This window comes from Halobacterium sp. KA-4 (assembly GCF_021028995.1).
Taxonomy (GTDB): Archaea; Halobacteriota; Halobacteria; order Halobacteriales; family Halobacteriaceae; genus Halobacterium.
On the sequence record NZ_JAJJZG010000006.1, the window covers coordinates 144,653 to 165,360 of the forward strand.

Annotated in this window: 25 protein-coding genes; 17 read left to right on the top strand and 8 right to left on the bottom strand. The window is 68.5% G+C overall.

Features of this window, described 5'->3' with window-relative positions; translation table 11 throughout:
* Positions 1–52 precede the first annotated feature (52 nt).
* Entirely contained in the window at positions 53–826 is a 774-nt protein-coding gene (locus LPA44_RS08465; RefSeq protein WP_230889143.1) for a sirohydrochlorin chelatase, read from the bottom strand.
* Between the two features lie 150 nt (positions 827–976).
* On the opposite strand from LPA44_RS08465, the gene LPA44_RS08470 reads away from it, so the two are divergent.
* The 14 genes from LPA44_RS08470 to LPA44_RS08535 all read left to right on the top strand — a co-directional run bounded on the left by LPA44_RS08470 (position 977) and on the right by LPA44_RS08535 (position 12,884).
* A complete protein-coding gene (locus tag LPA44_RS08470; RefSeq protein ID WP_230889144.1) occupies positions 977–1,999 on the top strand; it encodes a nicotinate-nucleotide--dimethylbenzimidazole phosphoribosyltransferase in 1,023 nt (340 codons plus the stop codon).
* Complete coding sequence (locus LPA44_RS08475) at positions 1,996–3,294, top strand: cobyrinic acid a,c-diamide synthase (RefSeq protein ID WP_230889145.1); 1,299 nt, start codon at positions 1,996–1,998, stop codon at positions 3,292–3,294. Before LPA44_RS08470 ends, LPA44_RS08475 begins: the two co-directional genes overlap by 4 nt.
* The gene (locus LPA44_RS08480; RefSeq protein ID WP_230889146.1) at positions 3,291–3,986 is read left to right on the top strand and encodes a cob(I)yrinic acid a,c-diamide adenosyltransferase; all 696 of its coding nucleotides are present in this window, start codon (positions 3,291–3,293) and stop codon (positions 3,984–3,986) included. Before LPA44_RS08475 ends, LPA44_RS08480 begins: the two co-directional genes overlap by 4 nt.
* Positions 3,986–5,488, top strand: a complete 1,503-nt coding sequence (locus tag LPA44_RS08485) for a cobyric acid synthase (protein ID WP_230889147.1) — start codon at positions 3,986–3,988, stop codon at positions 5,486–5,488. Before LPA44_RS08480 ends, LPA44_RS08485 begins: the two co-directional genes overlap by 1 nt.
* A 44-nt stretch (positions 5,489–5,532) precedes the next feature.
* On the top strand, positions 5,533–6,153 hold the full coding sequence (locus LPA44_RS08490) for an HAD family hydrolase (RefSeq protein ID WP_230889148.1): 621 nt from the start codon (positions 5,533–5,535) through the stop codon (positions 6,151–6,153).
* Positions 6,144–7,049: an adenosylcobinamide-phosphate synthase CbiB gene (gene cbiB / locus LPA44_RS08495; RefSeq protein ID WP_230889149.1), complete on the top strand. Its 906-nt coding sequence runs from the start codon at positions 6,144–6,146 to the stop codon at positions 7,047–7,049. Before LPA44_RS08490 ends, cbiB begins: the two co-directional genes overlap by 10 nt.
* On the top strand, positions 7,040–7,792 hold the full coding sequence (gene cobS / locus LPA44_RS08500) for an adenosylcobinamide-GDP ribazoletransferase (protein WP_230889150.1): 753 nt from the start codon (positions 7,040–7,042) through the stop codon (positions 7,790–7,792). Before cbiB ends, cobS begins: the two co-directional genes overlap by 10 nt.
* Positions 7,792–8,370 (top strand): NTP transferase domain-containing protein, encoded by a 579-nt coding sequence (locus LPA44_RS08505; protein ID WP_230889179.1) that lies wholly within the window; start codon positions 7,792–7,794, stop codon positions 8,368–8,370. Before cobS ends, LPA44_RS08505 begins: the two co-directional genes overlap by 1 nt.
* Entirely contained in the window at positions 8,360–9,370 is a 1,011-nt protein-coding gene (gene cobD, locus LPA44_RS08510; protein WP_230889151.1) for a threonine-phosphate decarboxylase CobD, read from the top strand. The genes LPA44_RS08505 and cobD overlap by 11 nt, the downstream gene beginning before the upstream one ends.
* Positions 9,363–10,073, top strand: coding sequence for an adenosylcobinamide amidohydrolase (locus LPA44_RS08515; RefSeq protein WP_230889152.1), 711 nt, complete (start codon positions 9,363–9,365; stop codon positions 10,071–10,073). Before cobD ends, LPA44_RS08515 begins: the two co-directional genes overlap by 8 nt.
* 95 nt (positions 10,074–10,168) lie before the next feature.
* A complete protein-coding gene (locus LPA44_RS08520; protein WP_230889153.1) occupies positions 10,169–10,339 on the top strand; it encodes a DUF7838 family putative zinc beta-ribbon protein in 171 nt (56 codons plus the stop codon).
* 740 nt (positions 10,340–11,079) lie between these two features.
* Entirely contained in the window at positions 11,080–11,454 is a 375-nt protein-coding gene (locus LPA44_RS08525; protein WP_230889154.1) for a DUF5805 domain-containing protein, read from the top strand.
* Positions 11,455–11,456: 2 nt separating this feature from the next.
* On the top strand, positions 11,457–12,515 hold the full coding sequence (locus LPA44_RS08530) for a tyrosine-type recombinase/integrase (protein WP_230889155.1): 1,059 nt from the start codon (positions 11,457–11,459) through the stop codon (positions 12,513–12,515).
* Between the two features lie 105 nt (positions 12,516–12,620).
* Positions 12,621–12,884, top strand: a complete 264-nt coding sequence (locus LPA44_RS08535) for an ArsR family transcriptional regulator (protein WP_230889156.1) — start codon at positions 12,621–12,623, stop codon at positions 12,882–12,884.
* On the opposite strand, the gene LPA44_RS08540 is transcribed toward LPA44_RS08535, so the two are convergent.
* The 7 genes from LPA44_RS08540 to LPA44_RS08570 form a co-directional block, all read right to left on the bottom strand.
* Complete coding sequence (locus tag LPA44_RS08540; RefSeq protein ID WP_230889157.1) at positions 12,881–13,306, bottom strand: CopG family ribbon-helix-helix protein; 426 nt, start codon at positions 13,304–13,306, stop codon at positions 12,881–12,883. The two genes, LPA44_RS08535 and LPA44_RS08540, sit on opposite strands and share 4 nt — an antisense overlap.
* A 64-nt stretch (positions 13,307–13,370) precedes the next feature.
* Entirely contained in the window at positions 13,371–14,792 is a 1,422-nt protein-coding gene (gcvPB, locus tag LPA44_RS08545) for an aminomethyl-transferring glycine dehydrogenase subunit GcvPB (RefSeq protein WP_230889158.1), read from the bottom strand.
* On the bottom strand, positions 14,792–16,126 hold the full coding sequence (gene gcvPA, locus LPA44_RS08550; protein ID WP_230889159.1) for an aminomethyl-transferring glycine dehydrogenase subunit GcvPA: 1,335 nt from the start codon (positions 16,124–16,126) through the stop codon (positions 14,792–14,794). Before gcvPA ends, gcvPB begins: the two co-directional genes overlap by 1 nt.
* Positions 16,127–16,315: 189 nt before the next feature.
* Positions 16,316–16,594, bottom strand: a complete 279-nt coding sequence (locus LPA44_RS08555; RefSeq protein WP_230889160.1) for a hypothetical protein — start codon at positions 16,592–16,594, stop codon at positions 16,316–16,318.
* A gap of 143 nt (positions 16,595–16,737) precedes the next feature.
* On the bottom strand, positions 16,738–17,112 hold the full coding sequence (gene gcvH / locus LPA44_RS08560; protein WP_230889161.1) for a glycine cleavage system protein GcvH: 375 nt from the start codon (positions 17,110–17,112) through the stop codon (positions 16,738–16,740).
* Positions 17,109–18,203: a glycine cleavage system aminomethyltransferase GcvT gene (gene gcvT, locus LPA44_RS08565; protein ID WP_230889162.1), complete on the bottom strand. Its 1,095-nt coding sequence runs from the start codon at positions 18,201–18,203 to the stop codon at positions 17,109–17,111. The genes gcvH and gcvT overlap by 4 nt, the downstream gene beginning before the upstream one ends.
* Before the next feature lie 86 nt (positions 18,204–18,289).
* Positions 18,290–18,541 (bottom strand): hypothetical protein, encoded by a 252-nt coding sequence (locus LPA44_RS08570; protein WP_230889163.1) that lies wholly within the window; start codon positions 18,539–18,541, stop codon positions 18,290–18,292.
* Positions 18,542–18,623: 82 nt separating this feature from the next.
* Between LPA44_RS08570 and LPA44_RS08575 the strand changes: the two genes are divergently transcribed.
* The 3 genes from LPA44_RS08575 to LPA44_RS08585 all read left to right on the top strand — a co-directional run bounded on the left by LPA44_RS08575 (position 18,624) and on the right by LPA44_RS08585 (position 20,638).
* Positions 18,624–19,073: an NYN domain-containing protein gene (locus LPA44_RS08575; RefSeq protein ID WP_230889164.1), complete on the top strand. Its 450-nt coding sequence runs from the start codon at positions 18,624–18,626 to the stop codon at positions 19,071–19,073.
* Positions 19,074–19,112: 39 nt separating this feature from the next.
* Positions 19,113–19,958 carry a TatD family hydrolase gene (locus LPA44_RS08580; RefSeq protein ID WP_230889165.1) on the top strand — a complete coding sequence of 282 codons (846 nt, stop codon included), beginning with the start codon at positions 19,113–19,115 and terminating at the stop codon, positions 19,956–19,958.
* A 101-nt stretch (positions 19,959–20,059) separates the two neighbouring features.
* Positions 20,060–20,638, top strand: a complete 579-nt coding sequence (locus tag LPA44_RS08585; protein WP_230889166.1) for a DUF2150 family protein — start codon at positions 20,060–20,062, stop codon at positions 20,636–20,638.
* The last annotated feature ends 70 nt before the right edge of the window (positions 20,639–20,708 follow it).

A 20,708-nucleotide genomic window follows, 5' to 3' on the forward strand; every position in this document is an offset into this window, starting at 1 on the left:
CAGGGGCGCAAACGAAACCCGAATAGTACGTATTTCGAGCGGAAGCCGCTTGCTACCGGCCGTCGCCGTCGGCGGCGAACGCGGCGGCGTCGGCGGTCAGAGACGCCTCGAACGTCGTGCCGGCGTCGTGGCTGGCGAGCACGCGCTGCTGAGCGAGTTGGGCTTCGATCGCGTCCGTCAAGCGCGGGTGAGCACCGAGCGGGTCGGCGTACGCGAGGCCGCCGCGGTCGAGTTCGAGGCGCTCTGGGATGTCGCGGTCGGTGGCGTCGCCGCCGGTGACGAATAGCGGGACGGCGACCGCGTCGTCGGCGTCGAGGTTGTAGCGCAGGCACTCCGCGGCGGGGTTCTGGACGAGGTAGCTGGTGGCGACGTCGTCGTAGTCGCCGTTCGCGCGCAGGCGGGCAGCGTGATACTCCGCGACCTGCCGGTGGTAGGGCCGGGAGCTCGCGCCGAGCGCGACGAGGCCAAGCGCGTCCGGGGTGCCGTCGGCGGCGTCGACGGCGCGGTCGCGGAGCGCGTCGGTAACCACGGGACTACGACAGACCGGTTCGCAGTAGTGGACGGCCGCGTCGAGCCGGTCGAGCGCGGCGGGGACGCCGACGGTCGTTTCGCGGCCGTGCGCGGCTGTCATCGGGACGGCGAACGCGCGGTCGGCGTCGACGGCCCCGAGCTGGTCGCGGAGGTCCCGCCGCGGCTCGTGGCGGAAGTAGCAAGCGTGGACCGCGTCCGCGACGCCGCGGTCGCGCAGGCGGCTGGCGTGGGTGGCGAGCGTTTCGCGGGCGTGGGGCGTGTCCCGGCCGAGCAGGACGAGAGCGTCGCGTGTCATGGTGGTAAAGTTGGATTGTTCTAATCCAACTGGGATTGCATAACATCGCGGGCGCGCTCCCCTAATAGTTTGCGCTGGCCGTCCCCAACGAAGCCATCGCTGACGAACCCGACCGCTGAATTAAAGTTCGCTTGTGTTCTCTCGGGGAACGTGACTGACACGCCCGAGACGCTGTTTGCGCTCGTGGCCGGTGCCACCGAGACGGCGGCCATCGACGGCATCAGCGCTGCCGGCGCGGACCCCGCGCTGATGGCGCACACGCCCAGCGCGGACGCCGAAATCCTCGCGTACGGCCGGCCCGTGCGCGCGCCGGTCGTCCCCGTCAGCCCCTCCGGCTGCCCGACGCCCGCAGTCGTCACGCGCGCCGTCCACGAGCGCGTCGACTTCGAGAGCGTGGTCGTCGACGCCGGCCTCGCGGAGCCCACGGGCGCACCCACCGTCGATGTGCGCGCGGCGCGCGGCGGCGACGTGCGCGACCCCGAACCCGTCCCCGACGCCGGCTCGATATTCGCGGACGCGCGGCGCTTCGGTGCCGACCTCCCCACGGAGCGCCTCGTGCTCGCGGAGACGATTCCCGGCGGCACCACCACCGCGATGGGCGTCCTCGCTGCGCTCGGTGAGCGCCGCACGGTCTCCTCGTCGCTCCCCGAGAACCCCCTCGACCTCAAACGCGAGGTCGTCGACGCGGGCCTCGACGCCAGCGACCTCGCCCGCGGCGACCTCGCCGGCCAACCCACGGACACCATCCGGCAGATGGGCGACCCCGTGCTCGCCGCCGTCGCCGGCCTCGCGGTCGGTGCGCTCGAAGCCGACACCGAAGTCGTGCTCGCGGGCGGCACCCAACTCGCCACCGCGGGCGCGCTCGTCCGCCACGCGGGGCTCACGGACGACCTCGAACTCGCGACCACGTCGTTCGTCGCGGCCGACGACTCCGCGAACGTGCGCGCGCTCGCCGCCGACAACGACCTCGCGCTCACCGTCACCGACCCCGGCTTCGAGCAACGGGACGACCACCCCGCGATGGCCGCGTATCTCGCCGGCGAAGCCAAGGAGGGCGTCGGGATGGGCGGCGCACTCGCACTCGCCGACGAGGCGGGCGTCGGCATGGACTCGATTCGGAACGCAATCGAGACGGTCTACGACCGCGTGACCGAGCGGGAGGCCGCGCCGTGAGGGGCGTCATCCTCGGCGGCACGGCCTCCGGCGTCGGCAAGACCGTCGCGACGCTGGCGACCCTGCGCGCCTTCGAAACCGCGGGCTACGATCCCCAGCCGGCGAAGGCCGGCCCGGACTTCATCGACCCGAGCCACCACGAGCCAGTCGCAGGCAAGCCCTCGCGCTCGCTGGACCCGTGGCTCTCCGGCGACGAGGGCGTGCGCCGGAACTACTACCGCGGCGACGGCGACGTCTGCGTCGTCGAGGGAATGATGGGACTGTACGACGGCAGCGTCGCCAGCACCGCCAACGTCGCCGAAGTCCTCAACCTCCCGGTCGTGCTCGTCGTGGACGCGAGCGCGGGGATGCAGAGCGTCGGCGCGACCGCGCTCGGCTTCCGCGAGTACGCCGCCGAAGCCGGCTACGACGTGGACGTGGTCGGCGTACTCGCCCAGCGCGCGCACGGCGGCCGCCACGCCCAGGGCATCAAGGACGCCCTCCCCGAAGGCATCGCGTACCTCGGCCGCATCCCGCCGACGGAGAACCTCGACATCCCGGACCGCCACCTCGGCCTCCACATGGGCGACGAAGCGCCAGTCGACCCCGACGCGGTCGACGCGGCAGCCGAGCACGTCGACGCCGAACAGATAGTCGAATTCGCGCGCGAACCACCGCGACCCGAACCCGTGGAATCGAGGCCCACGACCGGCAAGCGCGTCGCCGTCGCTTCGGACGCGGCGTTCTGCTTCGAGTATCCGGCGACCCGGGAGCGTCTCTGCGAGCGTGCCGAGGTGGTGCCGTTCTCGCCGGTCGCGGGCGACGACCTGCCCGAGTGCGACGGCGTCTACCTTCCGGGCGGGTATCCCGAACTCCACGCCGAGGCGCTCGCCAAGTCTCCTGTGCTCGATTCGCTCTCGGAACGAGCGGCGGACGGCCTCCCCGTGTTCGGCGAGTGTGGCGGCCTGATGGCGCTCGCGGAGTCGCTGACGACCACGGACGGCGAGACGTACGAGATGGCGGGCGTGCTCCCCGCAGACGTGACGATGTGCGAGCGCTACCAGGCACTCGACCACGTGGAACTCCAGGCACGCGACGACACCCTTACCGCGAGCGCGAGCGAGACGCTACGCGGTCACGAGTTCCACTACTCTGAAGCAGCGGTTGCGAGCGACGCGCGGTTCGCGTTCGACGTCGAGCGCGGGACGGGCATCACGGACGAGCACGACGGACTGACTGAGTACCAGACGCTAGGGACGTACGCGCATGTGCACGCCGACAGCGGCGCGTTCGACGCATTCATCGAGAACCTATGACCGACGAACCAGACGCGACCGACGAGCAGGCCGACCAGCACGCACGAACACCCGGCAAGGGACGAACGCCGACCGCGCGCGAAATCACGCCGACCGCGCCCGAGGAGTTCGGCCTCGTGCAGGTCTGGTGGGGGGACGGCAAGGGCAAGACGACCGCGGCGCTCGGGATGGGCTTCCGGGCGGCCGGCCACGGCCACCGCGTCCACCTCCTCCAATTCATGAAGGGCGGCACCGCGAGCGTCGAGGACGTGCGCGGCGAGTACAACGCCATCGCGGAGGTTCCGGGGTTCACGTACGAGAACTCCGGACACTACGGCTGGCACGGCTTCCTCGACGGCAGCGACGACGACGAGCATCGAGCACGCGCGCAGGGCGGCCTCGCCCGCGCCCACGACCTCGTCGACGCCGCCCGCGACGCCGACGGCGAACTCCCGCTCGACCGGCCGGCCGACGACGGCGTCCACATGCTGATTCTGGACGAGCTCCTGTACGCCGCGAACCGCGGGCTCGTCGACCCCGAGGACGTGGTTTCGCTAATCGAGGACAAGCCCGAGAACCTCGAACTCGTGCTCACGGGTGGCCACGACGAACCCGCCTACGCTACCGAGCGCGCGGACCTCGTGACCGAAGTCCGCAAGCAGACGCACCCAATCGACGCGGGCCAGCGCGCCCGCAAGGGAACCGAGTACTGATGGCCGACGCCCGGACGCTGCTCGTCGCGGGGACGGCCTCCCACGTCGGGAAGAGCACCGTCGCCGCCGGGCTCTGCCGTCACCTCGCCGACGCGGGCGTGTCGGTCGCGCCGTTCAAGGGCCAGAACATGAGCAACAACGCGCGCGCCGTCCCTGCATCAGACGCCGCACCCGAGGCCTCGTGGGGCGAAATCGGCGTCTCCCAGTACGTGCAGGCACGAGCAGCGCGCGTCCCCGCGACCACGGACCACAACCCCGTCCTCCTGAAGCCGCGCGGGGACGCCGAGAGCCAACTCGTCCTCGACGGGCAGGCGGTCGGCCACTACGCCGCCGGCGACTACTACGACGAGCACTGGGACGAGGCTCGTGAGACCGCCGAAGCGGCTCACGCACGTCTCGCTGCCGAACACGACGTCGTCGTCGCGGAAGGCGCGGGCAGCATCGCGGAGGTCAACCTCCACGACCGCGACCTCGCGAACGTCGAAACGGCGAGATTCGCCGACGCGGACGTGCTCGTCGTCGTGGACATCGAACGTGGCGGCGCGTTCGCCAGCCTCTACGGCACGCTCGAACTGCTCCCCATGGACGTCCGCGAGCGCGTGGTTGGCGCGATAATCACGAAGTTCCGCGGCGACCCCACGCTCCTCGACGCCGGCATCGAAGAAATCGAGGAGCGAACTGGCGTCCCGATTCTGGGTGTACTCCCGTACGACGACCCCGGACTCCCCGCAGAGGACAGCCTCTCGCTCCCCGACGGCGACGAGCGCGTACTGTTGGGCGACGACGAGGTGCCCGCCGAACACGCCGTCACGGTCGCGGTCCCGCGCCTGCCGCGCATCTCGAACTTCACGGACCTCGAACCACTCGCGCGCGTCCCCGGCGTCCGCGTCGCGTACGTGCCGCCCGAAACCGGGCTCGACGACGCGGACGCGGTCGTGCTCCCGGGGACGAAGAACACCGTCGACGACCTCCGCGACCTCCGTGCGGCCGGGTTCGGCAACGCGCTCGCGGGCTTCGACGGCCCGGTCGTCGGGCTCTGTGGCGGCTACCAGCTGCTCGGCGAGCGCATCGCGAACGCGGGCGTCGAGTCCACCGACGACCTCGATACTGTCGAAGGCTTCGGGCTGCTCCCCGTCGAGACGACGTTCCGCGAGGACAAACGCGTCGAAGCGGTCACTCGAACGCTGGCCGGCGCGGGTCCGCTCGCGGGCGTGACGGGTAAGGTGTCGGGCTACGAGATTCACATGGGCCGGACCGAGGCCCCCGAGTCGCTGCCGAACCCGGTCGGGCCGACGAGCGCCGCGACCGAGCGCGTACTCGGCACGTACCTCCACGGACTCTTCGAGAACGAGCACGCGCGGGCGGCGTTCGTCGACGCCGTGTACGAGCACGCGGGCCGAGAGCGGCCGAGTGCGGCCAGCGACCAGCAGTCACCGTACGACGCGGCCGCCGCCCTCGTGCGCGAGCACGTCGACCTCGCGGTGCTGGACCTCCCGCCGTAGCGCCCACCGAGCGATTCAAGTTCACTTGCAGTAAGTAAAGCACAGTGCCAACGACGTTCGACCTCTTCGGGACGCTAGTCGGCGCCGAGCGTCCCGAGCGCCCCGCGAACGCCGTCGCTGACGCGCTCGCAGCGCACGGCGTTTCCGCCCCCGAGGACTGGACAGACGCCTACCGGGAGCCCCACGAGTCGGTGCGCGAGGGTGCCGAACAGCCGCTCCCGGACCACGTCGCGGCCGCCCTAGAGAGCCGTGGCGTCGACGCCGATACAGACACCGTCCGCGCAGCGACGCTCGCCGCGTTCGACCGACCCGTCGAAGTGCGTGAGGGCGCGCGAGAAGCCCTCGACGCCGCCCGCGAGCACGGACCGGTCGCCGTGCTCTCGAACTGCAGCGTCCCCGGCCTCGTCGAATGCGCGCTCGACCGCGCCGACCTAGACGTCGAAACTGTCGTGACGAGCGTCGGCTGCGGCTGGCGGAAGCCCGACCCGCGAGCGTTCGCGGCGGTCGCGGACGTCCTCGGTGTGGAACCCGAGTCGCTCGTCCACGTCGGCGACGACCCCGCGACGGACGGCGGCGTCGAAGCCGTCGGTGGGCGGGCGATTCTCCTCGTCGAGACGACGCTCCGTGCGGTTCCGGCGGAACTGGAGGCGATAGCGTGTCGCTGACCGCGGTCGCCGCCGTCGCGCTCGCGTTCGCGCTCGAAGTCGTGCTCGCGGAACCACCCACGAGCGTCCACCCCGTTGCGTGGCTCGGACGCGCTATCGCACCGTTCGACCGCGAGTGGGCGCATCCCAACGTCGTCGGCGCGCTCGTCGCCCTCGTCATCCCACTGGCGGCTGCCGCTCTCGTCGCCTCGTTGGTCGCGTTTGCGGGTCGCGTCGACTGGCTGCTCGCTGCCGTCGTCGCCGGGCTCGTCCTGTTCACGACGACCAGCCTGCGGATGCTGCTGGGGGAAGCCCGTGCGATCGTCGCGGCGACTGAGCGCGACCTGGATGCCGCGCGCGAACGTCTCGAGTCGCTCGCTGGGCGTGATGCGAGCGACCTCTCGGCCGGCGAACTTCGGAGCGCAGCCGTCGAGAGCGCCGCGGAGAATCTCGCAGACGGCCTCGTCGCACCGCTGCTCGCGTTCGCATTAGGCGCGCTCGTCTCGCTGCCGGTCGCGGCGGGCGCGGCGGCCTGGGTGAAAGGCGTGAACACGCTCGACTCGATGCTCGGCTACCACTCGAAGCCGGTCGGAACCGTGAGTGCGCGCCTCGACGACGTCGTGATGTGGCTGCCTGCGCGCCTGAGCGCGGTGCTCGTCGCGCTCGCCGGGCGGGACCTTGGTTCGCTGACTCGCGCCAGCGAGCACGCCGATGCGCCGCCGTCCCCGAACTCCGGGTGGCCGATGGCAACGCTCGCCGCGGTGCTCGGGGTCCGCCTCGCGAAGCCGGGCGTCTACGACCTGCCGCTCGGCGAGGAGTTCCCGACCGTCTCGGAGAGCGAGCGCAGCGTCCGCGTCGTCGGCGTCGCTGGCGTGCTCTCGTACGCGCTCGCCGCGGGGGTGGTCGCGTGGTCGTGACCGCGCTCCGTGGTGCGCTCGGGTTTCTGACGCGGCTCCGCGTCGGCCACAGCGAGCGTGCGTGGGCGGCGTTCCGCGGGTCGCCGTGGGCGTTTCCGCTGGCGGGCTACGTCGTCGGCGCGCTGCTGGCGGTCCCGTTCGTCTTCGTCGACGCGCTCCCCGCTGGAACCGTCGCGCTCGCGTACCTCGCGGCCATCTTCGTTGTCATGGGCATCAACCACCTCGACGGCGTCGCGGACGTCGGCGACGCGCTCGTCGTCCACGGCGACAGCGAGGAGCGCACACGCGTGCTCAAGGACACGACAGCCGGAGTCGGAGCGATTGCAGCTATCGCAGTCGCAATTGTCGGACTCGCGCTCGGCGCGCTCGGCGTCGCAGGGCTCCCGACCCGCCCCGGGATTGCAGTCGTGGTCGCTGCGGAAGTCGGCGCGAAAGTCGGAATGGCGACCGTGGCCTGTCTCGGAACCGCCGCGCACGAGGGGCTGGGCTCGCAATTCACGGAACGTGCGACTGGTCGCGACTTGCTCCCCGCCGTCCTCGTCGCTGTTCCTGCGGCGGCGCTCTCGTGGCCGACGCCGGCAGCTGCGGTCGCGTTCGTCGGTGCGTCCCTCGCCGGATTGCTCGTCCTCTGGCGGCTCGAATCGCTGCTCGACGGGGTGAACGGCGACGTCTTCGGCGCGGTCAACGAGGTCGGTCGCGTCGTCGGCCTCCATTTGGGGGTGGTCGCGTGGACGCTCTCCTGATGTGCGGTGGCCGCGGGACGCGCCTCGACAGCGATGTCGAGAAGCCGCGGTTCGAGATTTCGCGCAGGCCGATGGTCGACTACGTGCGCGACGCACTCGCCGAGAGCCGCGTCGACGCCACGTACGCCGTCGTCTCCCCCAACGCTCCCGAGACACACGCGCATCTCCGGGGAGAAATGGCAGTTATCGAGACGGCAGGCGAGGGCTACGTCGCGGACTTGACGACCGCGCTCGACGCCGTGGAGACGCCCGTTCTGACCGTCGCCGCGGACCTCCCGCTGCTCGACGGCGACGTCGTGAACACCGTACTGGACGCGGCCGAGGGCTCCACGAGCGTGCGCGTCCCGGCCGCGCTGAAGGACGCGCTCGGCGCGAGCACGGACGAGGAAGGCGAGTGGGTTCCGACGGGCGTGAACGTCGTCGCGGACGACGAGGACTCGGTGTTCCGGAGCTACGACGTGCGGCTCGCGGTGAACGTCAACCACCGGTCGGACGTCGCGCTCGCCGAACGTCTGCTCGCGCCACGGACCGACGCATCGAAACCCGGCGGGAACGTGGAGGGAAACGATGGATCCTGACGCCGTCCACGACGCCGGCCGCGTGCCCCACGGCGGCAGCGACGACCCCGACGTGCTCGACTTCTCCGCGAACGTCAACCCCCGGACGCCGCCCGGCGTGCGCGAGGTGTACGAGGCCGCGCTCGACGACGCCGCCCGCTACCCGAACGACGGCTATCCGGAGTTCCGGGCGGCTGCGGCGGAGTACGTCGACTGCGCGCCCGACCGCGTCGTCCCGACGCCGGGCGGACTCGCCGGGATTCGGCTCGCCATCGAGACGCGCGTCGAACCCGGCGACAGCGTGCTCGTCCCGTACCCGAGTTTCGGCGAGTACGCGCGCGAGGTCGACCTCCAGGGCGCTGACTCCGCGTTCGTTCCGCACGACGAAGTCCTCGACGCGGACCCCAGCGAGCACGCGATGGCCGTCGCCTGCAATCCGAACAATCCCACGGGTGACCGCTACGACACCGACGCGCTCCGCGAGTTCGCACGGCGATGTCGTGCGTCCGACACGGAACTGCTCGTCGACGAGGCGTTCCTCGGCTTCACCGAGGCCGAATCGCTGGCTGGGACGCCCGGCGTCGTCGTCGCGCGCTCGCTCACGAAGCTGTTCGGGATGCCCGGGCTCCGCGCGGGCTTCCTCGTCGCGACCGGCGACCGGCTGGACGACCTGCGGACGGCGCGACGCGCGTGGAACCTCGGCACGCCCGCCGCAGCCGTCGGCGCGCACGCGATGCGCCAGCACGAGTTCGTGGCCGAAACCCGCGAGCGCGTCGCCAGCGAGCGCGGACGAATGTCGCGCGAACTCGCCGACGACTTCACCGTCCACGATTCGGACGCGCCGTTTCTGTTGCTGGAGGTCGGCGACCGCGACGTGGACACCGTCCTGACTGAGACTGAAGCGCGCGGCGTCGCAATCCGGGGCGCGACGACGTTCCGCGGGCTCGACAACCACGTGCGCGTCGCCGTCCGCACGCCAGAGGAGAACGACCGGCTACTGGCGGTGCTCGGGGATGTTTGACGCGTCGAAGCGGGACGGCGTGCTCGCGCTCGAACGCGAGCGAACGCGCTGGCTCTCGACCGGCTGGGACGGCGGCCTCGTCGACGCAAACCGCGCGTTCAACGTCACCGTCCCCGAGGGCTGGAATCCCGACGACCTCAGCGCGTACGTCGATGGCCGGCTCGCGGACGCGGGATTCTCTCGGACCAGCGACGACCCGGTGTTGCTCACTGGCGTCGCCCAGCGCCACGCCCGCGGCGCGCGCTGTGGCCCGGTCGAAGCCGTCGCGACTGTCGGCGTCTCGAACCCGGCGGCGCTCCCGATGGAGCCCACGGGCGGGACGCTCCCCGAAGAACCCGAAGTTGTCGCGGGGACGGTGAACGTGTTCGTCGGGACGACGCGCGCGCTCGACGACGCTGCGCTCGCGAACCTCATTGCCGTCGCCGCGGAAGCGAAGACCGCGACGCTGCTCGATACAGTCGGCTTCCCGGGGACGACGACGGACGCGGTCGTCGCGGCCTGTGACCCAACGGGCGACAGCGCGGCGTTCTCCGGGAGCGCCACGCGCGTCGGTGCTGCGGCGCGCGCTTGCGTCCGGGACGCGGTGCGCGCGAGCTACACTAGCCGGTACGGTGACGACGAGCCACCAGACTCCGTCGCTGACGCCAGACACGGCGTGCAGACGGACGTTCGGGGCGACGTGTTCGTTCCCGACGACGGATAGTTTCGTATCTCAGCATAGAGTTTACGAGTTCGATTCGTGGCGTCTCGGTCCCGGAAACCAGTACGTTGAATGGGGTGGCTCGCCGAACGCCGAGTATGGCTCGCGAACTCGACCACGAGTGTCCGAAGTGCGGCGAGGAACAGACGTTCTACCGCGCCGCGGCGACCCAGATTCACCTCGGGCAGAAGACGAAGTGGAACTGCCCCGAGTGCGGGTACGGGTTCATCCGCATCGACGGTGACATCGACTCCTCCGCCAGCGCCTGACGAGCACCGCTGCTTCTAGAGCCGGCTTCTCGACCCGCGAACCGAGGGTATCACCCGGAGATACCGGTTCGATTCTCCCGCCGTTCACGTTCCGCATCGCCCTCTTCACGCGCAGGCAGGTGTGACCGGATTCGATGAGTGAAGCGAGCGCTGCCAATCACCGTCCGGCTCGGACTGCTGCGGCGGTCGGATTCACATCGAGACAGGGTTTACAGTAGGCGATTGAACAGTAACCCGGTACCACCGCGAAGTGCTATTTTCCCGATGTGGCGGCCACACACGTGCGCCAGAGCGGACGAGAAGCGTTGGAGGGTAGTCGGGAACTCGAGCTGGCCGTCGTAGTGCCTGCACTCGAGATCGACTTCGCCCTCCTCGATGTGAACCACTTTACGTCCTCGTTCTCCGAGGCACGCTGTGCCGTGATGGAGAAGAGTGACGTGTGCGACGGGAATTCCGGTCGGGGAGAAACACTGAGGCCTGCTCCGACGAGGGCGTCCTGGAGAGGTAGCCGTAGCACCGAGAAAGTCGCCCGTGGCGTCTCGATTTGACAGCGAAAATCCGGTCGTGACAGGGCCGGATTTCGTGGTGCTTGTAGACTGCTTACCGCAGTAACCCTGCTACAAACACCAAAACAGGGTGGAGCGTGGGCACTCTCCTGGTATCTATGGCGGGCTTATCTCCCTAATCCGCCTATAGACACCAAAACCGTTAACCCCCCATCGCGAGACGGTCAGCACAACATGAACGAGGACGTGAAACTCAACGTCGCCGTCCCCGAGCACCAGCGCGACGTCTACGACGAGGAGGCCGAACAGATGGGGTTCGCCAGCCGGTCCGCCTACGTCCGCGCGATGGTGAATTCTGGACGGCGGGATTTCGGCCTCGACCCCCAGGGTCCAGGCGGCGAAGACACCACTCTAGAGGACGTCATCGAACAGCGCATCGTCGACATCATCGACGACGCCGACGGCGCCAGTCGCGACGCAGTCGTCCAGGAAATCACTGGCGACATCGAGCAGACCATCACCGACTGCCTCTCCCGGCTCGACGATACCGGGAAGATCGACTACGACATCCAACAGGACGGCCTCGTCGTCCGCACGGAGGGGGACTGACCGTGGCGCAGCGCGACACCGCGACCGACTACGACGACGGCCCCGTGCAGACGTTCCTGGACGAGATGGAGCTGTACGGCCGGTCTATTAGCACCATCGGGGACTACCGGACGACGCTCCGGCAGCTCCGTGCGTTCCTTGCCGCCCACGACACGCCCATCGAGGACGCGACTCGGGGGGACTGCCTCCAGTGGATTCAGTCCCTGCGCGAGGACGGCTACGCACCGGGGTCGATACGGACGAAGGCTGTCCACGTCAACCGCTTCTACGGGTACATGGTACAGACGGGCAAATTCGACGAGAATCCGATGGTCGTCGTGATGGAGGAGATGAGCGAACGCGGCGACTCGTCACCGACTCGGCGGCGCATCGCCGTCGAAGAGATGCGGGAGTTCGTCGGAACGATTCGCAATCCGCTCCACCGCGCCATCGTACTGGTGCTGGCGAAGACCGGCATCCGCGTCGGCGAGCTGTGCAACCTCGATTTGCGGGACGTCAATCTCGGGAATCGGGAGATAGCGGAGTATTACGACAGCCAGCCGCGGGCGGCCATCAGCGACCGTGAGAACACGCTGTTCGTGACTAGTGACATCGACGTCGGCGACACTGTGAACGGCGAGGAGCGAACGGAGGGGAACAAACGCCACCGCGACACGCGCATTCCCGTCGACGCCGAAGTGGAGCGCGCGCTCGTGGAGTGGCTGGCAATTCGTCCGGACGTAACGTCGTCGGCAGAGCCGCTGTTCGTGAACGTTTCAGAGAGCTACGGCGAGCGACTGACGAGCGAGATGGTGCGGACGTACGTCACCGACTTGGCACGGGAGAACGGGTGGTACGCGACGGGTGCAGGCGTCGAAGAGAACGTCACGCCCCACTACTTCCGGCACTTTTTCACCACGGAGATGCGCCAACGGACCGAGGACGGCTACCTCGTGAAGTACTTGCGCGGCGACGTCGGCGACGTGATGGACCGGTACACCCACAACTGGCAGGAATTGGTCGCCGAGCCCTACAGTCAGTCCGTGTACCACCTGACCACTCGTCCGAGACAGAACTCGTAAACTGTATATCGCTATATCAAAATACGTCGGTCGCCGGCCGTTTCTGGGAGGAGCCAAACACCTAACTATCCGCCCGTCGTCGGCTGACGTGTATGGCAGAGACCAGTGGTCGTTTTTGCCGACGGTAACGACGCACCGACGCCTGACCGGGACAGCTTAGCCGACCTGCCGCCGAGCGCGAAACTCGTGTTCAAGGTTCTGGAGTACGATTCGCCGCTCACGCAGGCCGAACTGCGCGACCGGACGCGGCTCTCGAAGCGCACGACGCGCCACGGGCTCTCGCTTTTGAAAGAGGCCGACCTCGTCCAGGAGCGCGTCTACATCCCGGACGCGAGAAAACGCATCTACGAGCCACGGGTGGTCGACTAGCGCTCCGAGAGCGGCGTGAAGCCGTCGACGGGAATCACCGAGTAGTCCACCGTAATTGTGTCCTTCGTGGCGCGCACGCGCCCGACGAACTCCGAGATTTCGTCGAGTTTGCCTTCGAGGATGAACAGCTCCATGCAGTAGTGGTCGCCAACGTGGTTGTGCACGTTGCTCGTCACGAGCCCCTCGTACTCGTGGCGGAGGTTCATCATGCGCTCCTCGACGGTGGAGTTCTCGTAACTGAACAGGACAGTGACGACGCCGATGAGCGGGCGGTCTTCCAGTTGTTTGTCCTCGAACTCGCCGAGGAGGTTGCGCGCGGCCTCCCGGACGACCTCGCTGCGGCCGGTGTAGCCGTGGTCCTCGGAGAACTCGTCAAGTCGTTCGAGGAGTTCGTCGGGCATCGAGACGCTGACGACGGTCATGTATTAATCGAGGCGGGTTCGAGTAATAAGGATTGGCTAACTACGCGCGCTCAGCGACGCCAAGTTAATCGAGGTCGTACCACGAGAGGCGGGGATTCCGGGCCGCGCTCGTCTGGTCGATTCGCCGGGCCGTCGTCCGGTTCGGCGCGTTCTCGATCGTCTCCGTGTCGTCGGCGGCGACAGCGTTGAACGCGTCCGCGAGGTCGTCGAGGTTGTCCTTCGTCTCAACCTCCGTGGGTTCGGTCATCAGCGCTTCGTCGACGAGTTCGGGCCACTTCGTCGTCGGCGGGTGGACGCCGTAGTCGAGCATGCGCTTGGCGACGTCGGCGGCGTCCTGGTCGCCCGCGCTCGCGACGAACTCGTGGTGGAACGGCCCCAGGGGAACGTTGTAGTCCACCTGTTCGGCGAGGTAGTTCGCGTTCAGGACGGCCTTCGCGGAGGCGTCGCTGAGGCCGTCGTCGCCGAGGCGGTCGATGTACGCGAACGCCTTCACGAGGACGAGCCAGTTCCCCGAGAAGCCATGGACCTTCCCGACGGAGTGCTCGGGCGTGTAGCGCTCGTACTTCTCAGTCTCAGTCTGCCTGACGTGGGGTTCGGGAAGGAACTCCGCGAGGGCCTCGGTGACGCCGACCGGGCCTGCGCCCGGGCCACCGCCACCGTGGGGCGTCGCGAACGTCTTGTGGACGTTGAAGTGCATGATGTCGAAGCCCATGTCGCCGGGGCGCGCGCGGCCGAGCAGCGCGTTGAGATTCGCGCCGTCGTAGTACAGCAGGCCGCCCGCGTCGTGGACCATGTCCGCGATTCGCTCGATGTCGCGCTCGAAGAGCCCGAGCGTGTTCGGGTTCGTGAGCATGAGCGCGGCCGTGTTCTCGCCGAGCGCGGCGTCGAGGGCGTCGAGGTCGACGCGGCCGTCGTCGCCCGAGGGGAGTTCGACGACGTCGTAGCCGCCGAGTGCAGCAGAGGCGAAGTTCGTGCCGTGCGCGGAGTCCGGGATGAGCACTTCGTCGCGGTGGCCCTCGTCGTTGGCCTCGTGGTACGCGTCCGCGAGCAGGATGCCCGCGAACTCGCCCGCAGCGCCCGCGGGCGGCTGAAGCGTGACGGCGTCCATGCCGCCGATGCGCCCGAGGTAGTCCTGGAGGTCGTGCTGGAGTTCGAGCGTTCCCTGGACGCTCTCGGCGGAGCGGTCCGGGTGGACGCTCGCGGCGTTGAGCGCGGCGACGTCCTCCGTGAACCGGGGGTTGTACTTCATCGTGCACGAGCCCAGCGGGTACGGGCCGGAGTCGACGCCGTAGTTCTGCTGGCTGAGCCGGACGTAGTGGCGCGCGAGTTCGGGCTCGGCGAGGCTCGGCAGTTCGAGTTCGTCCCGCGTCAATTCGTCGGGGAGCGGCGACTCGACCTCGGTGGTCGTCTCGTCTTTCTCGGCGAGCAGCGGCTCGTACTGGTCGTCGTCGACCTGCCGGTAGGCGGCCTGGTCGTAGTGCTCCATCAGTGGGTCACCTCCTCGACCGCGGCGACAAGGCGGTCGGCAGCGTGTTCGTTGGCGTCCGTGACGCAGACCTGCAGCCGGTGGTCGCCGACGGCGTGGACAGCGAAGCCCTCGGCTTCGAGGTCGCTGGCGATGGCTGGCGCGGGCTGGTCGGTATGTGCGAGGAACTCCCGGAAGTGGTGGCGGTCGTGGACCGGCGCGCGGACGCCCGTGATGTCGTCGAGGTCCGCCGCGAGGTCGCGCGGGAGTTCGACCATGCGCTCGGCGAGGTTCACGAGCCCCTCAGAGCCGAGCGAGGCGGCGTGGATGGCGGCACGGAGCGCGACCCACGCTTGGTTCGTGCAGATGTTCGACGTCGCGCGCTCCTTGCGGATGTGCTGTTCGCGCGTCTGGAGCGTGAGCGTGTACGCGCGATTGTCGTCTGCGTCCTCGCTCGCGCCGACGAGCCGCCCTGGGACCTGCCGGAGGAAGTCCTCGCGGCACGCGAACACGCCCAGGCCCATCCCGTAGCTCGTGGGGAGGCCGAGGACACTGGCGTCGCCGACGACGACGTCCGCGCCGACGTCGACGGGACGCTGGAGGAGCGAGAGCGCGACCGGGTCGGAGCCCAGGCAGAACAGCGCGTCGTGGTCGTCGACGAGGTCGCCGATTTCGTTCAGGTGCTCCTCGACTGCGCCGGTCGTCGTGGGGTTCTCGGCGTACACCATCACGACGTCGTCGTCGATGGCGTCGGCGAGCGCGTCGACGTCGACGTTGCCAGCGTCGGTACCGTAGCGCTCGACGACGACCTCCGCGCCGTTCGTGTAGTTCTCGAGGACGCTGACGTGGCCGTCGCGGACGTAGTCGGGAACGAGCACGCGGTCGCCGTCCGCGGCGCGCACGCGCTTGGCAAGCAGCGCGGCCTCCGCGAGCGCGGTCGCTTCGTCGTACATTGAGCAGTTCGCCACGCCCAGCCCAGTGATTTCGACGAGCATCGACTGGTACTCGAAGAGGGCTTGCAGGAACCCCTGCGTGACCTCGGGCTGGTACTGCGTGTACGAGGTCAGGAACTCCGAGCGCTGGGCGAGGTGGTCGACCAGCGACGGCACGTAGTGCTCGTAGTGGCCACGCCCGAGGAATTCCGTCAGGTCGTCGTTGCGCCGCAGGCGCTTCTTGGTCTCGACGACGGCTTCCTGCTCGGACTTGGCGTCGATGCCGAACTTGTCGTCGAAGTGCACGGAGTCGGGGATGTCGAACAGCGCTTCGACGTCGTCGACGCCGACGGCGTCCAGCATCGCTTCGGTCTCGGCGTCCGTGTGTGGCGCGTACGGGCTCCCACTGCCGCGCCCACTCATGGTCGTCCTCCCGGCGACGGACCGCCATCGAATCCAGACATACGCGGGACTTGCGGAACGGACAACCAAGATACCCCCGGTTCCGGAACACAACCAACTCGAAAAGTATGCGCGAATGTGTTACGATAGTCGATGTCGAACGTCGAAATGGTCACGAACGAGGTATTCTAATGGCAAGCGTTGCGAGTCTCAGTCCTCGCGGAGCGCCTCAGCGATGGCTTCGAGGTCCGCCTTCCGGAACGCCCCACCGGCGCTCTCGGGGTCCGGCTCATCGGCCAGCCCGACGCGCGCCCGGATTTCCGCACGCATCACGGATTTCGACGGGAGACTCCCCTTCTGGACGTCGTACCCCAGCGTCCCGCAGATGGCCGCCAGCGCCTCCTTCGTGAAGCCGGTGGACTCGACGCGCGTGTACCGCCCGACGGACTCTCGAATCTCGTTCCGCAAGTCGTCGACAGTCGGTGCCATTCGAGAACAGTCACACCAGCACGACAAGAACGTTCGGCACAAAACGCGGGTATCCGGCGACCGAGTAGCCGATAGAACTCAGAATATCACCGGACCATACGGGAGTAAGCAACGCGGACGAGCGCCGCGAACGCGAAAGGTCCCTATGCGATTTGGTCGGCGTACTCGCCGGCGTCGAGCAGGTTGTCGAGCTCTGATTCGTCGAAGTCGAGTTCGACGAGCCAGCCGTCGCCGAAGGGGTCGCCGTTGACGAGTTCGGGCTGGTCTTCGAGAGCGTCGTTGACGTCAGTGACTTCGCCGGAGACGGGCGCGTAGATGTCTGAGACGGCCTTGATGGATTCGACGACGCCGAGTTCTTCCTCCTGCTGGAGGTCGTCGCCGACGGCGGGGAGTTCGACGAAGACGACGTCGCCGAGTTCGTCCTGCGCGAAGTCCGAGATGCCGACGCGGCCGGTGTCGGGGTCTATCCATTCGTGCGATTCGAGGTAGTACAGGTCTTGGGGAACGTCGAAGCTCATGAGTCGATGAAAGGTGTGGGGGTGATGGTTGCTCGTTTGCCGGTGCCACGGACGACGACCTCCACGCTGGTGCCGTCATCGGCGTAGTCGGTGTCGACGTAGCCGAGGCCGATGGGTTCGTCGAGCGTCGGGCTCATCGTTCCGCTCGTAACTTCGCCGATGACGTCGCCGTCCTTCTGGATGTCGTAGCCGTGGCGGGGGACGCCGCGCTCCTCAAGGACGAAGCCAACGAACGCCTCGTCGACGCCCGACTCCTTCTGGGCGGCGAGGCGGTCGCGGCCGACGAACTCGGTGTCGAGGTCAACGACGAAGCCGATGCCGGCCTCGTAGGGCGTGCGCGGGTTCTCTTCGTGGTGGAAGTCCTGTCCGGAGAGGAGAAGGCCGACCTCCAGCCGGAGCGTGTCGCGCGCGCCGAGCCCGCAGGGCTGGCAGTCGTTGGCGAACGCGTCCCAGACCGCGCCCGCACCGTCCGCCGGGAACACAACCTCGAAGCCATCTTCGCCCGTGTAGCCGGTGTTGGCGACCCAGCACTCGACGCCCGCGACGTCGGCGTACTTCGCCTCGAAGCGACCGAGGTCAAGCACGGAGTCGTCGGCACGCGCCGCAACGAGTTCCGGTGCGTCGGGGCCCTGCACGGCGACCATACCGTACTCTCCGGTGACGTTGTCGACGGTCGCCGTGAGGTCGTGGTCGTCGCGGTAGTCGGTCCACCGCTCGTACATCTGCTCGTCGTGGCCAGCGTTCGGCACGAACAGGTACTCGGCGTCGTCGCCCTCGGGGAGCCGGTAGACGATAGTGTCGTCGAGCAGCACGCCCTCGTCGTCCGTGATTGCAGAGTACTGGGCGTCGCCCGGGTCGAGCGCGGCGACGTCGTTGGTCGTGAGCCGCTGCATCAACCGCTCGGCGTCCGGGCCGCCGACTTCTATTTCTCCCATGTGGGAGACGTCGAAGACGCCGGCCGACTCCCGGACGGCGGCGTGCTCAGTCCGGATGGAGTCGAATTCGACGGGCATCTCCCACCCGCCGAACTCCGTGAACTGCGCGCCGCGGTCGTCGTGGCGACCGTACAGCGGCGGCGTTCGGAGAGCCATACTCTTCGCGTCGGCGGCCGACAAGTAATGTTTTCGTATCCCGGGCGGCACACGACAACCCGGTTACCGGGCACTCGTGCTCGCTGTTACTTCGCGTGGAGGATATAGAGGAGGTACACGCTGGACGCCGTGACTACGACGCCGAACAGCGCGAATCCGAGCGCGGCCATCCCGAGGCTGTAGAACGCAACCTGGATCGACTGCAGGCCGACGAGCACGCCAAGCACGGCGAGCACTGTCCAGACGACCGTCGAGAGCATCGAGCGCGCTGCCTTCGAGAGTTCCTCGCGGACGACGTCTCGGATGTCGGCTTCAGTCAAGTCCTCGGAGTCGGACACAAACGGTGGTATTGTCCCGAACCACTACAGTGTACCGCCGTGCTTCCGGCACGCATTTGTCGGGGCGCGCCCGAACGCGGGTATGCAGCGACTCAGTGGCCTGCTCGATGGGGACGGCGATGCAGCCGTCGCCCTATTTGTGGACGGGCCGAACGTCCTCCGCGAGGAGTTCAACGTTGACTTGGACGACGTCCGGGAGACCGCGGAGGCAGCCGGCCGGCTGGCCGTGACGCGGCTGTACGTCGACGAGCACGCGACGCCCGAACTGATGCAGGCCGCCGAGGCCCGTGGCTACGACGTCCGCGTGACCAGCGGCGACGTGGACGTGAAGCTCGCGGTGGACGCGACCGAACTCGTCGTTGAGGGCGGCGTGGACGTGCTCGCTGTCGCCTCCCGAGACACGGACTTCAAGCCCGTGTTGGAGACCGCCGGACGACGAGGCATCCGCACGCTCGCCATCGCGCCCGGCGAGCACGGGCGGTCGGACGCGCTCCGGAACGCCGCCGACGACGCGGTCGTGCTCGGCGAGTAGACGAACAGATTTTCGAGGGCGACGCGCCAACCCCGGGCCATGACCGACCTCGGGACGCCCGTACTGGACAACCACCTCCACCTCGACGCCGACAATCGCAGTATCGACGCCGTCGAGGACTTCACTCACCTCGGCGGAACACACCTGCTCGTCGTGAACAAGCCGTCGTGGCACCACGGCATCGAAGCCGACGAGGGCGCGGACTTCCGGCCCGTCTTCGAAGAGACCATCGACCTCGTCGAGCAAGCCAGCGAAGTCCTACCGGGCCGCGCGTGGCCCGTGCTCGGCGTCCATCCCGGCCTGATTTCGCGACTGGTGGACGACCGCGGCTTCACGCCCGAGGAAGCGGGCGAACTGATGCGCGCGGGCATCGACGTCGCCGCAGAGTACGCGAGCGACGGTCACGCAGTCGCGTTGAAGTCCGGCCGTCCGCACTACGACGTCAGCGACGCGGTCTGGGAGGCCTCGAACGAGGTTATCCGGCACGCCTGCACGCGCGCCGCCGAGACCGGGGTCGCGCTCCAACTCCACACCGAATCGACCGAGGACCTCACGGACATCGCGGAGTGGGCCGAGGCCGCCGGCCTGCCGCCCGAGCGCGTCGTGAAACACTACGCGAGCGGTGAACTCGACGGCGTCACGAAGAGCGTGATGTGCGACAAAGAGTACCTGGAGACCGCCGTCGAGGTCGGCGAGCCGTTCCTAATGGAGACGGACTTCGTGGACGACGCCGACCGTCCGGGCGCGGTGATGGGGCCGAAGACGGTGCCGCGACGCGTGCGCTGGCTCCAGGAGAAGGGCCACGACGAGGCCGTCCGGCTCGCGCACGTCGAGACCCCCGAAGCCGTCTACGGCATCGACACCCGCGGGACACTCGACGAGTAACAAGCAGGCGGTGGACCCGGGCTGTCACGGACCGTGCGGACGCGTGACTCGCCGCTCCGTTGAAGGAAAGGCCTTTGTCTCGGGCGGCCGGCGTACGGAGTATGAGTGCCCCCGAGGAGGAGTTCTACTCCGAGGAACGCTGGCAGAACTGGCTCGACCGGCTGCGCGACGAGGACATCGATCCGGAGGACGAGGACTCCGCGCGCCTGCTCCTGAACCTCCAGGACGACGTCGCCATCGCGGTCGCGAAAATCCTGAAGGCGTACGACAACGACGCCATCGACGACGAGGAAGCCCTCGAAGAGCTCACCGACATCCGCGAGGTCGTGCTCTCCGAGCCCGACTTCGAGGACGAGGACAAGCTCATGCTCGTCGACGGCGTCCAGACGAGCCTCGTCTGCGTGTTCTACAGCGCCGAGCAGTACATCGCCGACGGCGTCGCCGACGAGACTGACGTCACCGGCTACGTGCAGGCCGCCGTCGAAGCCGAACAGGAAGAGGACCTCGACCGCGCGCTCGGCCTGAGCGCCTGCGCCGGCACGCGCGTCATCGACGGCGACGACCTCAACATGGACATCCTTGACGACGTCGAGTACGGCCTCGTCACGGAGTGGGTCAACGGCCTCGACAGCCTCCAGAGCGCGCTCTCGGACCCGGAAGTCATCGAAGACGACGACTGACGACCGCGAGCCAGCCTGCCGCAGGCTACTGTTGGCGACGCCGCAGTAGGCGTCGCGTTTATGCCGCTGC

Excerpts from the sequence above, each read along its gene's own strand:
- LPA44_RS08465 (WP_230889143.1), bottom strand. The coding sequence starts at position 826 with ATGACACGCGACGCTCTCGTCCTGCTCGGCCGGGACACGCCCCACGCC.
- LPA44_RS08480 (WP_230889146.1), top strand. The coding sequence starts at position 3,291 with ATGACCGACGAACCAGACGCGACCGACGAGCAGGCCGACCAGCACGCA.
- LPA44_RS08485 (WP_230889147.1), top strand. The coding sequence starts at position 3,986 with ATGGCCGACGCCCGGACGCTGCTCGTCGCGGGGACGGCCTCCCACGTC.
- LPA44_RS08505 (WP_230889179.1), top strand. The coding sequence starts at position 7,792 with ATGTGCGGTGGCCGCGGGACGCGCCTCGACAGCGATGTCGAGAAGCCG.
- cobD (WP_230889151.1), top strand. The coding sequence starts at position 8,360 with ATGGATCCTGACGCCGTCCACGACGCCGGCCGCGTGCCCCACGGCGGC.
- LPA44_RS08515 (WP_230889152.1), top strand. The coding sequence starts at position 9,363 with ATGTTTGACGCGTCGAAGCGGGACGGCGTGCTCGCGCTCGAACGCGAG.
- LPA44_RS08520 (WP_230889153.1), top strand. The coding sequence starts at position 10,169 with ATGGCTCGCGAACTCGACCACGAGTGTCCGAAGTGCGGCGAGGAACAG.
- LPA44_RS08525 (WP_230889154.1), top strand. The coding sequence starts at position 11,080 with ATGAACGAGGACGTGAAACTCAACGTCGCCGTCCCCGAGCACCAGCGC.
- LPA44_RS08540 (WP_230889157.1), bottom strand. The coding sequence starts at position 13,306 with ATGACCGTCGTCAGCGTCTCGATGCCCGACGAACTCCTCGAACGACTT.
- gcvPB (WP_230889158.1), bottom strand. The coding sequence starts at position 14,792 with ATGGAGCACTACGACCAGGCCGCCTACCGGCAGGTCGACGACGACCAG.
- gcvPA (WP_230889159.1), bottom strand. The coding sequence starts at position 16,126 with ATGAGTGGGCGCGGCAGTGGGAGCCCGTACGCGCCACACACGGACGCC.
- LPA44_RS08555 (WP_230889160.1), bottom strand. The coding sequence starts at position 16,594 with ATGGCACCGACTGTCGACGACTTGCGGAACGAGATTCGAGAGTCCGTC.
- gcvH (WP_230889161.1), bottom strand. The coding sequence starts at position 17,112 with ATGAGCTTCGACGTTCCCCAAGACCTGTACTACCTCGAATCGCACGAA.
- gcvT (WP_230889162.1), bottom strand. The coding sequence starts at position 18,203 with ATGGCTCTCCGAACGCCGCCGCTGTACGGTCGCCACGACGACCGCGGC.
- LPA44_RS08575 (WP_230889164.1), top strand. The coding sequence starts at position 18,624 with ATGCAGCGACTCAGTGGCCTGCTCGATGGGGACGGCGATGCAGCCGTC.
- LPA44_RS08580 (WP_230889165.1), top strand. The coding sequence starts at position 19,113 with ATGACCGACCTCGGGACGCCCGTACTGGACAACCACCTCCACCTCGAC.
- LPA44_RS08585 (WP_230889166.1), top strand. The coding sequence starts at position 20,060 with ATGAGTGCCCCCGAGGAGGAGTTCTACTCCGAGGAACGCTGGCAGAAC.